Origin of the sequence: Algorimicrobium echini (assembly GCF_900115185.1) — a bacterium.
Classification (GTDB): domain Bacteria; phylum Bacteroidota; class Bacteroidia; order Flavobacteriales; family Flavobacteriaceae; genus Algorimicrobium; species Algorimicrobium echini.
In genome coordinates this window covers 340004-353664 of sequence record NZ_FOVN01000001.1, presented here as the reverse complement: position 1 = coordinate 353664, position 13661 = coordinate 340004, and the positions used below count along the sequence as shown (strand labels likewise).

The 13661-nt window shown below is 34.7% G+C and carries 16 protein-coding genes; 7 read left to right on the top strand and 9 right to left on the bottom strand.

The genetic code is table 11. The features are described 5' to 3' along the window. Position 1: 1 nt before the first annotated feature. On the top strand, positions 2-379 hold the full coding sequence (locus BM239_RS01720) for a DUF3127 domain-containing protein (RefSeq protein ID WP_092205921.1): 378 nt from the start codon (positions 2-4) through the stop codon (positions 377-379). A 202-nt stretch (positions 380-581) separates the two neighbouring features. Further along, positions 582-1208 carry a leucyl/phenylalanyl-tRNA--protein transferase gene (gene aat / locus BM239_RS01715; protein WP_092205920.1) on the top strand — a complete coding sequence of 209 codons (627 nt, stop codon included), beginning with the start codon at positions 582-584 and terminating at the stop codon, positions 1206-1208. Positions 1209-1225: 17 nt separating this feature from the next. Here the strand turns inward: aat and BM239_RS01710 are convergent, their stop codons facing one another. Next, on the bottom strand, positions 1226-1792 hold the full coding sequence (locus BM239_RS01710) for a DNA-3-methyladenine glycosylase I (protein ID WP_092205919.1): 567 nt from the start codon (positions 1790-1792) through the stop codon (positions 1226-1228). 163 nt (positions 1793-1955) lie between these two features. Between BM239_RS01710 and BM239_RS01705 the strand changes: the two genes are divergently transcribed. Continuing rightward, complete coding sequence (locus tag BM239_RS01705; RefSeq protein WP_092206744.1) at positions 1956-2576, top strand: thioredoxin family protein; 621 nt, start codon at positions 1956-1958, stop codon at positions 2574-2576. On the opposite strand, the gene BM239_RS01700 is transcribed toward BM239_RS01705, so the two are convergent. The 6 genes from BM239_RS01700 to BM239_RS01675 are packed head-to-tail and all read right to left on the bottom strand — an operon-like array spanning position 2573 to position 6423. Beyond that, positions 2573-3295: a hypothetical protein gene (locus tag BM239_RS01700; protein ID WP_092205918.1), complete on the bottom strand. Its 723-nt coding sequence runs from the start codon at positions 3293-3295 to the stop codon at positions 2573-2575. The genes BM239_RS01705 and BM239_RS01700 overlap by 4 nt on opposite strands. A 56-nt stretch (positions 3296-3351) precedes the next feature. After that, positions 3352-4047, bottom strand: a complete 696-nt coding sequence (truB, locus tag BM239_RS01695; RefSeq protein ID WP_092205917.1) for a tRNA pseudouridine(55) synthase TruB — start codon at positions 4045-4047, stop codon at positions 3352-3354. 1 nt (position 4048) lies between these two features. Beyond that, a complete protein-coding gene (locus BM239_RS01690; protein WP_092205916.1) occupies positions 4049-4843 on the bottom strand; it encodes an undecaprenyl-diphosphate phosphatase in 795 nt (264 codons plus the stop codon). A 54-nt stretch (positions 4844-4897) separates the two neighbouring features. Then, positions 4898-5152 carry a DUF3098 domain-containing protein gene (locus tag BM239_RS01685; protein WP_092205915.1) on the bottom strand — a complete coding sequence of 85 codons (255 nt, stop codon included), beginning with the start codon at positions 5150-5152 and terminating at the stop codon, positions 4898-4900. Between the two features lie 9 nt (positions 5153-5161). Beyond that, positions 5162-5542 (bottom strand): hypothetical protein, encoded by a 381-nt coding sequence (locus BM239_RS01680; protein ID WP_092205914.1) that lies wholly within the window; start codon positions 5540-5542, stop codon positions 5162-5164. A gap of 2 nt (positions 5543-5544) precedes the next feature. Further along, complete coding sequence (locus BM239_RS01675; RefSeq protein ID WP_092205913.1) at positions 5545-6423, bottom strand: cell division protein FtsX; 879 nt, start codon at positions 6421-6423, stop codon at positions 5545-5547. 126 nt (positions 6424-6549) lie between these two features. Between BM239_RS01675 and BM239_RS01670 the strand changes: the two genes are divergently transcribed. The 4 genes from BM239_RS01670 (at position 6550) to BM239_RS01655 (ending at position 11915) form a co-directional block, all read left to right on the top strand. Beyond that, positions 6550-9534 (top strand): leucine--tRNA ligase, encoded by a 2985-nt coding sequence (locus BM239_RS01670; protein WP_092205912.1) that lies wholly within the window; start codon positions 6550-6552, stop codon positions 9532-9534. 113 nt (positions 9535-9647) lie between these two features. Continuing rightward, positions 9648-10343, top strand: a complete 696-nt coding sequence (locus tag BM239_RS01665; protein ID WP_092205911.1) for a zinc metallopeptidase — start codon at positions 9648-9650, stop codon at positions 10341-10343. A gap of 92 nt (positions 10344-10435) precedes the next feature. After that, positions 10436-11140, top strand: a complete 705-nt coding sequence (locus BM239_RS01660; protein WP_177208959.1) for a Bax inhibitor-1/YccA family protein — start codon at positions 10436-10438, stop codon at positions 11138-11140. Positions 11141-11408: 268 nt separating this feature from the next. Beyond that, the gene (locus tag BM239_RS01655) at positions 11409-11915 is read left to right on the top strand and encodes a hypothetical protein (RefSeq protein WP_092205909.1); all 507 of its coding nucleotides are present in this window, start codon (positions 11409-11411) and stop codon (positions 11913-11915) included. Between the two features lie 124 nt (positions 11916-12039). On the opposite strand, the gene BM239_RS01650 is transcribed toward BM239_RS01655, so the two are convergent. Together BM239_RS01650 and BM239_RS01645 are read right to left on the bottom strand one after the other, a co-directional pair. After that, complete coding sequence (locus BM239_RS01650) at positions 12040-12717, bottom strand: response regulator transcription factor (RefSeq protein WP_092205908.1); 678 nt, start codon at positions 12715-12717, stop codon at positions 12040-12042. Then, entirely contained in the window at positions 12710-13510 is an 801-nt protein-coding gene (locus BM239_RS01645) for a sensor histidine kinase (RefSeq protein ID WP_092205907.1), read from the bottom strand. Before BM239_RS01645 ends, BM239_RS01650 begins: the two co-directional genes overlap by 8 nt. Positions 13511-13661 lie beyond the last annotated feature (151 nt).

Genomic DNA, 13661 nt, shown 5'->3' with positions numbered 1-13661 from the left:
AATGGAAGTACAAGGAAGAATTAAAGTTATTGGAGAAACACAATCGTTTGGTAGCAATGGCTTTAGAAAAAGGGAAGTAGTCGTTACAACAGAAGAGCAGTACCCACAACATATTATGGTAGAATTTGTTCAAGATAAAACGGATTTATTAAATAGTTTTCAAGTTGGACAACAAGTAAAAATAAGTATTAATTTACGTGGTCGCGAATGGGTAAACCCACAAGGTGAAACGAAATATTTTAACTCCATTCAAGGATGGCGTATTGAAGCAGCTCCAGCAGATGCTTCTAACCCAGAGATGCCACCAGTACCTCCTGCGAAAGCATTTGCACCTGCAGACGATTTAAACGAAGAAGATAACGACGATTTGCCATTTTAATTATTGGTAAAGACTGCGTATAATAAACCTCAATGTTTTTTAATGTTGAGGTTTTTGTTTTTATAAAGTAAAAGTTTGTTTTGAATATAAGTTTTAATTGCGCTTATGTATGTCTGTTTGAGCGTAGTTGAAACCTATTTGAAAAGTCAAAATAATTCCCGACTGCCCTCGAATTGTCAACTAGATATTTTATTGTTTTTTTATGCAATTTCTAAATCAAGACTTATGGTTTCCGCCAGTCACTCAAGCAGATGAAGATGGCTTACTGGCCATTGGAGGCGATTTATCCGTTCCACGATTACTGTTGGCCTATCAATCGGGCATTTTTCCTTGGTTTGAGGGCAATCAGCCAATTTTATGGTGGTCGCCAGACCCACGTTTTGTTTTATTTCCCGAAAACTTAAAAGTGTCTAAAAGCATGAAACAGGTATTACGAAATGCCAACTTTACCGTGTCAATTAATCAGGATTTTAATCAAGTCATTACCGAATGCTCTATAGCCAAACGGAACGGTCAAGCAGGAACTTGGATTACAGAAAGTATGATAATGGCATATAATGAATTACATCAGGCTGGCTACGCAAAATCTGTTGAGGTTTGGCAAGAAGGTGAATTAGTTGGTGGGTTTTATGGTGTCGATTTAGGAAATGGCGTTTTCTGTGGCGAAAGTATGTTTGCTAAAGTTAGCAATGCCAGTAAAGTAGCCTTTATCACCTTTATTCAAAATACCGATTATCAATTAATAGATTGCCAGGTGTATACCAATCATCTGGAACGATTAGGTGCAGAAGATATTTCGAGAGATGTGTTTATGGGCTATCTGAAGTAAATATTTGGATGCTTATTTTAAACCTCCTTGTGCCTAAAACAAGCAACTTCATGATCATTTACCAAACCGGTTGCTTGCATAAACGCATACATAACGGTAGATCCTACAAACTTAAAACCACGCTTTTTTAAGTCTTTACTAATCGCATCTGAAATAGCAGTTGTGGCTGGTGCTTCTTTGTAATTTACTACCTTGTTGGTTATCGGTTTTCCATCAACAAACTTCCAAATATAGTTGCTAAAACTTCCAAATTCCTTTTGAATATCCATGAATAATTTCGCATTGGTAACGGTTCCATTTACTTTCAATTTATTACGTACAATTCCAGGATCTTGTAATAAACTATCAATTTTAGACTGCTTGTAGTTGGCTATTTTTTTATAATCAAAATCATCAAACGCTTTTTTAAAATTTTCGCGTTTGCGTAAAATGGTAATCCAACTCAATCCCGCTTGAAAGGTTTCAAAAACTAGGAACTCGAAAAACGTGTCGTCATCATAAACGGGAACGCCCCATTCTTCGTCGTGATAGGCCTCGTATAAATCGTCGCCAACACACCAAGCACATTTATGTTTTGTCTTCATACCGCAGATTGTAAGTTTTCAGATTAAAGATAGACATAGATATGACATTAATCATATATCAAGAAAAAAAATCCAACTATTTTTGCATGCTATGTAATAATGGTTACCGATGATTAATTGGGTGCAAGGTATTTTTGCACCATCATATAATGAGATAAAAATTATGGAAACAATAAACGATACGAATATTTCTAATATTATAAAAGCGAGTTTAAAAACGAGTTATACTTATGCAGATTATCGCGATTTAGTAACGGATTTGGTAGGGCGTGAATCTACTACAGGCAACGATAAATCTGAAGATATGGTAGAATACACGAAGTTGAATGATAAGCGCATGAAACGTTGGGATAAAACTATTAAATTAACAGAAGATTCCATAACACGTTTATCAAATTTCAAAGGTAAGGTGACTTGGATTGTAATTACAGAAAGTTGGTGTGGTGATGCGGCTCATGTGGTTCCTGCAATTGCTAAATTAGCAGAACAATCAGATACCATTTCATTGAAATTAGTTTTACGCGATACCAATGAGGACTTAATGAATCAGTTTTTAACCAATGGCGGAAAATCCATTCCTAAATTAATTATGGTAGATAATGAAACAGGAGAGGTATTAGATACGTTTGGTCCAAGGCCTGTTGCTGCAACGAAATTAGTAGCAGATTATAAAGCGGCTCACGGTATTTTAACACCCGAATTTAAGGAAGATTTACAGGGTTGGTATAATAAAGATAAAGGTCAGAGTACCATGGAAGATTTACTAACGATGTTGGGTGTTTAATTCTTGCCTTCAAAATAAAAAGTAATAGAACCGAGTTGTGTTTTTTTGGAATTATCCACATTAAAACGCGACTCGTTCGCATATTCTAGCGCGTGTTCGTGTAAACAATCATTGTCTGTTGAAGCGGCTGTGTTAATGGTTGATTTTATAACAGCTCCTTTATTATCAACCGTAATATTTACAACAACCTTGCCGCCATCATCACACAAATAAATAGGTGTTGGTAAATATTTATGCGTTCTATTCACTAATGAATAATGCATAGAACTTTTTTTGTTTACCGATTGTGAAGAGGGGTTACTTTGTTGTTGTTTGAGTACCGAATTTATATTGTTATAGGAAGATAGTACATCTTCATTTATTTCAGAACTAGAGCCAACTCCGTTATTTTCATTAGCTGTTTCCTCGGCTGGAGAATCAGGTCTTGTAAATTCGAAATCTTTTGGAGGAGCAATAGGCTGATAAGCTTGTGCAAATTTCTTATAATCTTCTGTTTCGTTATAGGCTTTATTGGTTTCAGCTTTTTCAGTCTGTTCCGCAGCCATTTTTTCAAGTGCTTCGGCATCCAGTTCATCTTCAGGTTGTGGCTCCAGGAGATAATAACTTTCAGCTAATTTTTCAGCATGTTGGGTAATCTGAAAACTGAATAGCATCATTAAAACCGTAGCCGAAATTAAGCCCGTTAAGAGTAATGCTTTATGTTTATCTGAAATCTCCAATACGTGAAATGATGTTTATAAGATTGAATTATCCAGTTAATATACGTAAAAAGAAGCTATTTAGTTGTTAAGCTTTCTATAAAGGCTTCGGGTGAAAGCGCATTATCAACATGTAAGTCGCCAATTTTAGTGCGACGTAAAACGGACAAGTGCGCTCCAGAATTTAAGGCTTTACCAAAATCATGAGCTAAAGAACGAATGTAAGTTCCTTTGCTACAAACCACGCGGAACTCAATGTTTAAACCATCAATTTTGGTAATTTCAAATGTAGATATTTGAATCCGTCGTGAATTAATTTTTACTGCTTCACCTGCTCGTGCAAACTCATACAAACGTTTGCCTTCTTTTTTGATTGCCGAAAAAACAGGAGGAAACTGATCAATTTCGCCAATAAACTGTTTGGTAGTTTTATAAATTAAATCTTCTGAAATATGTTCAGTTGGGAAAGTAGCATCAATAGCTGTTTCTAAATCGTAGGATGGCGTGGTGGCTCCTAACACAATAGTTCCAGTATATTCTTTGTCTTGTCCTTGAAAGGTGTTTATTTGCTTGGTCATTTTTCCAGTACAAATAACCAGTAATCCTGTTGCTAAGGGGTCTAATGTTCCAGCATGACCAACTTTTATTTTTTTAATATTATAGGCATGACGAATTTCCCAGCGTAATTTATTTACAGCTTGAAAAGAGGTCCAGTGTAGCGGTTTATCGATTAATAGTACTTGTCCAGATTGGAAATATTCAGCAGTTTTCATATTAATTGGCAATTGAGTAACTAATAGCAATTACACCAACAATGGCACAATAAATAGCAAAATAGGAGAGCTTACTTTTTTTAACTAACGAAATCATCCAAGTACAAGCAAAAAGTCCAGCCACAAAAGCAGCAATAAAACCAACACTTAAATAAGTGAAATTAGAAGATTCATAAGTCAACTCGCCACTGACTAAGTCTTTAGCTATTTTTCCAAAAATAAGTGGCACAACCATTAAAAACGAAAAGCGAGCGGCTCGTGTTTTATCATTTCCTAATAACACCGAAGTAGAGATTGTAGCACCGGAACGTGAAATGCCTGGAAGCATAGCAATAGCTTGCGAAATACCAATGATAAAAGCATTTTTAAAACTCACTTTTTTATGGGTGTCTTTGGCCTTATCGGCTAGAAAGAGCAGAGCTGCTGTAATTATAAGCATGCAACCAACTAATAATATGTTTCCGCCAAATAGACTTTCTAGTTGCTCTTCAAAAAAGAGTCCTACAATGACTGCCGGAATCATGGATAAGGCAATTTTAGTAGCAAATTGCATATCGTCATTCCACTCAAATTTCAGAATACCTTTTAGCAATAACCAAATATCTTTTCTAAAAACAACCATGGTACTTAAGGCGGTTGCAAAATGTAAAACCACAGTAAAAAGCAGACTTTCTTTAGGAATAGAGTGATTGCCTAAAATAGCTTTACCAAGCTCTAAATGGCCACTAGATGACACAGGTAGAAACTCGGTAAGACCTTGAATGACGCCTAGAATAATTGAATCGGATATATCCATAGGGCAAAAATATTAAAATTGCTGAAGTAACCTAAATGCAGTCAGTAAAATGACTTATTTTTTATTTGGGTTCAGTAAAATGGCATAAATTTCAATAGCAAATCCAATTAACACTAACGTTGGTGCTAACCGAATACGACGGAAGTTGAATATTTCTGGGTTAAAAACATTGGGATCGTCGCTGCCACCTCCAGACATAAGGATAAACCCTAAGCCAATTACAGCAAGCCCTATTACCATGAATTTGTAATTTTTTCTTCCGAAGATAAATTCGGATTGAGAGTTTTCTTTACGTTTTTGTTCGCCCATAATTTTTAATTAATCTTCAGAATTTTCGGATTCTGGAGAAAATTCTGTAAAAATAATAACATCATTTACAGTTAATTGTGCAATATGTTCTGATGTGCCTAACCAATTTTTTGGTAAATGCAAAGTAACAGTTTTATTTAAAACTTTAGCGTTAAGAGAATCTAAAATTAAGTTTTGCTCCAATCCGCGGTTAATATAATAGGTTTCACCCTGGCTGTCTGTAAAAACAATATCATTGGTTGTGCCTTCATTTATTGCCGTAATGGTTACTGTTTTTACTGCCGCATCTTTTAGTTTAGGTTCTTTTATAAAAAGATCATCTATGGCAATTAAACCAAATAGCCCGACTAAAAAAGCTATGATAGCAGCTAATATAGTTCCTTTTTTCATGGTTAATAATACAATTGATCGGTTTTTAAATTCAAGAAACGTTGTGTAGCTATAAACGTGCTAATCCAAGTAATAATAATACCTAAAACAAACACACCTGCAAATAAAAGTCCTAATAACACGTGGTTGTTTAAAAGTTCTAATTCTGGAAAGGTTTGATTAATATAATATAATACCACAGCCATGCCAATCATGGCAAGTATAGCGCCTATAACCCCTAAACGAACGCTTTTCCATACAAAAGGGCGTCTAATAAATTGCTTTGTGGCACCAACCATTTGCATGGTTTTTATGGTGAAACGCTTGGAGTAAACCGATAATCGGATGGAGCTATTTATTAACAATACGGCAATTACCGTAAATAAACCACTAATGACTAAAATCCAGAAACTGATTTTCTTGACGTTGTCATTCATTAAGTTTACTAAATCATTATCATAGCGAACCTCGTCTACAAAACTTTTGGTAAGCGCTTCTTGGGCTATGCCATCTAATTGTTCGGCTGTAACAAAATCTGCTTTTACATGCACATCAATGGAGTTTTGTAACGGGTTATAACCTAAAAAGGCCATAAAATCTTCACCATTTTCGGCTTTCATAGATTCAGCAGCTTGCTCTTTAGATACAAATTCAGTCGATTTTACATAGTCAGCCATCGCCAAGCTTTTTTCTAGCTGTTTTGTTTCAACCTCTTTGGCAGAGTCTTTTAAATAAATGGTAACAACCACCTGTTCCTTAAAATGATCAGAAACTTTTTTGGCATTTAGAACTAACATACCCAATAAGCCTAATAGGAATAAAACCAAGCCAATACTCAATACAACAGAAAAATAAGAGGATATTAATCGGCGTTTTTGATACTTCTCAAAAGATGAACTCATAAATACGATGGGTTTATGCTGTAAAAATATAAAAGAAATCCAATTCCTTAAGGATTACAACGTTTAAACTTTCAACATTGTTATAATAAGTTTAAATTTGTGCCTTTACAAGTAGAAAAAAAACACATGCAATACAATTTCAACGAGATAGAAGCCAAATGGCAAAAATATTGGTCAGAAAACCAAACGTTTAAAGCCGAAAATCAATCAGATAAACCAAAATATTATGTGTTAGATATGTTTCCCTATCCAAGTGGAGCTGGTTTGCATGTTGGACATCCATTAGGTTATATTGCGTCCGATATTTATGCACGTTTTAAAAGACATAAAGGGTTTAATGTGTTGCATCCGCAAGGCTATGATAGTTTTGGTTTACCTGCAGAACAATATGCTATCCAAACGGGTCAGCATCCAGCTGTTACCACCGAGGAGAATATTAAAACATACCGACGTCAGTTAGACCAAATAGGCTTTTCATTTGATTGGAGTCGCGAGGTTAGAACATCAGATCCCAATTATTACAAATGGACGCAATGGATTTTTATTCAGTTATTTGAGTCTTGGTATAATAATGATACTAACAAAGCAGAAGCAATTGAAACGTTAATCTCAAAATTTGCTTCAGAAGGAAATGCACATGTAAATGCGGTTTGTGATGAGGATGTTGCCGTGTTTTCAGCTGAAACTTGGAATAACTTTTCAAGCAAAAAACAACAAGAAATACTATTACAATACCGCTTAACGTATTTAGCGGAAACCGAAGTGAATTGGTGTCCAGCATTAGGAACCGTTTTAGCAAACGATGAAATTGTCAATGGTGTTTCAGAACGCGGTGGTCACCCAGTTATTCGAAAAAAAATGACCCAATGGTCTATGCGGATTTCAGCTTATGCAGAACGATTGTTACAAGGATTAGATACGATTGATTGGACAGATTCTTTAAAAGAAAGTCAGCGTAACTGGATTGGAAAATCCATAGGTGCTTCTGTTTCTTTTTCAGTGAATAATCATGATGAGATAATAGAAGTTTTTACCACCAGACCAGACACTATTTTTGGCGTATCATTCATGACATTAGCGCCAGAACACGAATTGGTTTCTCAAATTACAACCGAGGAACAAAAAGCAGAAGTAGAAGCCTATATTGAAAAAACAGCCAAACGTAGTGAGCGCGATCGAATGGCAGATGTCAAAACCATTTCAGGTGTTTTTACTGGAGCTTATGCTGAACATCCATTTAGTAAAGAACCGATTCCAATTTGGATTGGCGATTATGTATTGGCTGGTTACGGAACAGGCGCTGTTATGTCTGTACCATGTGGTGATCAGCGCGACTATGCGTTTGCCAAACATTTCAATATTCCAATCCCTAATATTTTTGAAGGTGTTGATATTTCTGAAGAAGCCTTCTCTGATAAAGATAAAACTGTCATTGCCAACTCTGATTTCTTAAATGGCTTACCGTATAAAAAAGCTATGAAACGTGCTATTTTCGAATTAGAAAAAATAGGACAGGGCGAAGGAAAAACCAATTACCGTTTACGCGATGCGGTTTTTTCCAGACAACGTTATTGGGGCGAACCGTTTCCAGTGTATTACGTAAACGGCATGCCACAAATGATTGATAAAGCCCATTTACCAATCCGTTTGCCAGACGTTGAAAAATATTTACCAACCGAAACAGGCGAGCCACCTTTAGGTCGTGCCGATGTTTGGGCATGGGATGTGAAACAGTGTTCGGTTGTTAGTAATGAGTTGATAGATAATGAAACCGTATTTCCGTTAGAACTCAACACCATGCCAGGTTGGGCAGGAAGTTCCTGGTATTTCTTTAGGTATATGGATGCGCATAACGACTTGGATTTTGCAAGCGAAGACGCACTCAAATACTGGGAGAATGTGGATTTATATATTGGCGGAAGCGAGCACGCTACAGGCCATTTATTATACGCACGTTTCTGGGTGAAATTCATGAAAGACAGAGGTTTTGTAGGTGTAGAAGAACCTTTTAAGAAGCTGATTAACCAAGGGATGATACTTGGGACGAGTGCTTTTGTAAATCAACTAAATTATGTTTTTCGTTATAAAAATGAGGCAGATTTGATTGAAGATACTCCTACAGCTTCAATATATTTTAAACATGTTTATATTTCAAATAGTTTGGTGAATGACAATAGTAAAGTTGAAGAACTATTATTTGAATTAATAAATAAAGATTCTGAATACAAAGTTTTGAAGGATTATATTGATTCTGGGAAGTTTGAACAAAAACCCGAATTATTTTTTTATGATAAACATGTTGATGTATCTTTTGTTAACTCTTCAGATGAGTTAAATATTGAATCCTTTAAAAACTGGAGAGAGGAATTCAATAACGTGGAGTTTATAACTGAAGAAGACGGAACATTTAAAGTTAAGCGCGAAGTCGAAAAAATGTCCAAATCCAAATACAACGTCGTCAATCCTGACAGCATTTGTGAAGATTATGGCGCAGACAGTTTACGCCTTTACGAAATGTTTTTGGGTCCTTTAGAGCAATACAAACCCTGGAATACGGCGGGAATTACAGGTGTTCATGGTTTCCTTAAAAAATTATGGAAGTTGTATGTTGATGATAACGGCATTAAAGTTACCAATTCTGAACCAAGTAAAGACAGTTTAAAAACGCTACATAAAACCATTAAAAAAGTAGAGGAAGATATTGAGAATTTTTCATTCAATACTTCGGTTTCTACCTTTATGATTGCGGTGAATGAACTAACAGCTGAAAAATGTACCAGTCGTGAAATTTTAGAACCGCTTGTTATTTTAATGTCGCCATATGCACCACATATTTCAGAAGAACTATGGCATCAATTAGGACATGAAGAATCTATTTCAACAGTTGCTTTTCCAAAATTTGATGAAAGGCATCTGGTAGAAAGTTCTAAAAATTATCCTATTTCTTTTAATGGTAAAATGCGTTTTACACTAGAGTTGCCAATGGACATGAGTAAAGATGACATTGAAAAAGCGGTTATGGCTCACGAAAAAACCCAAGCACAATTGGAAGGACGAACACCTAAAAAGGTGATTGTGGTCCCTGGGAAGATTGTAAACATCGTTGGCTAAAATTCCTGTTTTAGCAGGAATCTGAACAAAAAACTGACAAAATTTCTTAACGAATATTTGGCTTATTATTTGCTATATAACTTGTAAATTTATCTTGAAATAAAAGAAAACACATGATTGGATATTATATATTAATTGGAGCCATAGCATTAGTGAGCTGGGCAGTGAGTAGTCAGTTAAAAAAGAAATTTAAGAAGTACTCGCAAGTTCATTTACAAAATGGCATGAGCGGAAAAGAAATAGCAGAAAAAATGCTATTGGATAACGGTATTACGGATGTTGCAGTTATTTCAACACCAGGGCAATTAACAGACCATTATAACCCTAAAAATAAAACTGTTAATTTAAGTGAGTCGGTTTACAACCAACGAAATGCAGCAGCAGCAGCTGTTGCGGCTCATGAATGTGGTCATGCAGTTCAGCATGCTCAAGCTTACGAGTGGTTAACCATGCGTTCTAAATTGGTGCCAGTTGTTAGTGTGTCTTCAGGAATGTCACAATGGTTAATAATTGGTGGTTTAATTCTTGGTGGAGCAGCAGGTGTAGGGCTTGGTTGGTATGTAGCTGTAGCAGGCGTTATTATGATGGGATTGGCAACCGTTTTTAGTTTTATAACCTTGCCAGTAGAATATGATGCCAGTAATCGTGCTTTGGCTTGGTTAGAAAACAAACATATGGTAACGCGTGAGGAACATGATGCTGCAGAGGATGCTTTAAAATGGGCGGCTAGAACTTATTTGGTAGCTGCTATTGGAGCTTTAGCTTCATTAGCGTATTGGGCACTTCAGGTTTTTGGAGCACGCGATTAAAAATAAACGCTTTAACGAATTTAAAAGTCAGATGCAACACATCTGACTTTTTTTGGTTATTTTCAACCTCAAATTACTAACCAAATTTAATTATGGAAAACCAAGTTCAAGACCAACATTTGTTGGCACAAGTATCGGATATAGATCGTGTAGCTTTTTACAAAAAAACCTACGCACATGTGGCGGGTGGTGTTTTAGTTTTTATTCTTTTTGAATATATATTATTACAAAGTGAAACAATTGTAGAATTCATGTTGTCTATGTTAGATGGGTACAAATGGCTCATTATGTTAGGCGGTTTTATGTTTATTACAAATTATGCAGAACGGATGACCATGAAAACAACGGATAAAAACACGCAGTATTTAGCATTTGCACTCTATATACTAGCTGAAGCTTTCATTTTTGTGCCATTGATTTATATAGCGATGTTTTATATGGATTCTGGTACCGAAATGCTTAATCAAGCTGCGATAGTAACTTTGGGCTTGTTTACTGGGTTATCGGCAGTAGTTTTGGTTACCAAAAAAGATTTTTCATTTATAAAAACAGGTTTAACTATTGGATTTTTTATAGCCATTGGGTTAATTCTAGCAGGAACATTATTTGGGTTTACATTGGGTCTATGGTTTTCGGTGGCTATGTGTTTATTAGCAGGAGGCTCTATTTTGTACCAAACGTCAAATATGGTAAATAAATACACAACAGACGATTATATTCCAGCAGCACTAGGGTTGTTTGCGTCTTTAATGTTATTGTTTTGGTACGTGTTGAGTATCTTTATGTCTAGAGATTAGTAAACAACTATTAAAAACAAAAAAAAGCTCCTGAACATTCAGGAGCTTTTTTTTATGCGTATATATACTTAAATCGCAGAATATTATACGTAGGACTTTGGTGGTAACCCCTATTCTTTAATTGCCGTTATTCTTCTCTTATTTTTCAACGAAGTATTTATCAAATTTGTCATGTTCAGGAATAAGTGTGTTGCAACAAATTATTTGGAATAGGTAGTAGTCGAAAAACCTATAAACGAGTAGACAAAAACTATTAAATTTTAATATCATGGCAAAAGTAAGTGTAACAAATATTACTGTAAACGTAAATGAATTTCAATCTGCCTATAACCACTTTGGGTTAGGGCCAATACCAGCAGGAACAAAAATTGATCATGCTGTGGCGGCTGTTCAAAAAGCATTGAAGACCGAATTATCTACCAATTGGCCAAAGGCAAATCCAAGTCCTCAATATGCACCCGACTCTGCAATTATGGCACCTTGGAAAGGCAATGTAGCTGGTTCTGCGCCTAAATGCGTAACCGATGCTATTACCCAAGATTTTGGTTCTTGGGGATTGCCAGTTGATAAAGCAACAGTAACAGAAATGGCTAAACAGATAACTCAAGAAATTTCAAATAGTGCAGGTTTAAATGGCTACTATTATGGACAATCTTCTTTGGGTGCTTCGGAAACAATTTATTGGGGAGTTTCATATATTTCTCTGGTAGTTGTTGATAGTCCCGAAGAGTATGGAATTCTTTTTGCTTTTTCAGCTTCATTAGGGCTTAATTAGTAATTGATTTTTAGCTAGATTGAAAAAGCCAGAGGCGTTATTGTCTCGGGCTTTTTTGTTGAAAGAAACATAAATTAAGGCTAATTAATTCTGTTTTTATATAAAATTATTTTTTTGTAACTAGTTAAAACGTATCATCTAAAACAACCAATTTCTGACGGATGGCGTATACTACTAATCCTGCTAGGTTTTTCGATTCTGTTTTTATTAATAGATTATTACGATGACCTTCAACCGTTCTAGGACTAATAAACAATTTTTCACCGATTTCATTTGTTGTGTATTGTTTGCAAATTAAATTCAATACTTCTTTTTCTCGCCTAGTAAAATAGGTAGTGTCAAAATTTGATTTTGTATTTTTTTCATTTTGGTTTAACAGGCCTTCGTGGATAAATTTCATGACTTGCGTATCATAATAAAACCCTTTTTCGGCAACTTCTCTAATAGTTGTAAGCATGAGTTTAGGTGTGCTATTTTTGGCTAAATAAGCGACTGCTCCTATAGAAATCATATTAATAATAAATGGCTTACTAAAATAACTTGTTAGAGCAATTATTTTAATGTTGGGATATTCTTTTCGAATTAATTTTGTGGCTTCCACACCATTGAGTCCTGGCATTTTTAAATCTGTTATTATAATTTCAGGTGGATTTGCAGTAGCTCGTAATTGATTCATTAAATCATTACCATCTTTAGCATCAAAAACAATTGAAATATCACTTTCTCTCTCTAAAATAGATATAAGACCTTGTCTAAATAATAGTTCGTCATCTGCAATAGCAATAGTGATTTTATTAGTCATAGTTTCTAAATTTAATGGAAAATAGACTTCCTTTATTTTTTGTGCTGCTTACTTCAATTATCCCATTTAAAATTGCAACTCTACTTTTAATGTTTTGCAATCCAATTCCTGATTTTTTGCTGGCATCATTGGTGTTAAAACCTATTCCGTTATCCTCATATTTTAATTTTAAAAAATCCCCTTTTTTATTAATATCTAATTTTAAAATAGTGGCTTTTCCATGCACTAATGAGTTGTTTATAAGTTCTTGAATAATTCTAAAAATATGTAATTCATCTTCTTTTTTTATACAATCTATTACAATGTTTTGTTCTATTTTAAGAGATGAATTGGATGTAAACTCTTCAAATAACTCTTCGAGGGCTTCCTTTAATCCGAATTTATCTAGAATTGGAGGCATTAATTTATGTGCTATTACTCTAGAGTTCTCTAGCGTTTTATTAGTGATATCTAATATATGTTTGAGGGCTTCTTTGTTTTTAGTACTCATGGTTTGGTCTTCTATTAAAACATGAGTTGTTAAACTTATAATATTTAATTTAGAGCTAATGGCATCATGTAAATCTTGAGATATTCTGTGACGCTCAGCTTCTTGAACTTTTATAGTAGTTTGATGTATTCTCTCTTGGTAATCTAGCTTAATGTTAATTTTTTCTATTTCTTTTTCAATTATTTTTTTTCTTGAGTAATAGAAAAATAAAATAAGTCCTAAAGTTACGAGAACTAAAAAAATGAGGCCGTAAACCAGAGCTTCTATTATCTGCTCCTGACTTGTAAATAGCTCTTCTTCCATTCCAGTAAAATTAAAATTAAATATCCAACATTAAGGATTTTGTTAAAGAACCAAATATTGGTTATGATGTTGTTTTTTGTGTTAGAGGCAATATAGTTTCCTAATATATAAATCAGCGTACTCGTGGTAAGGTACATAAGTACTCCAGAGT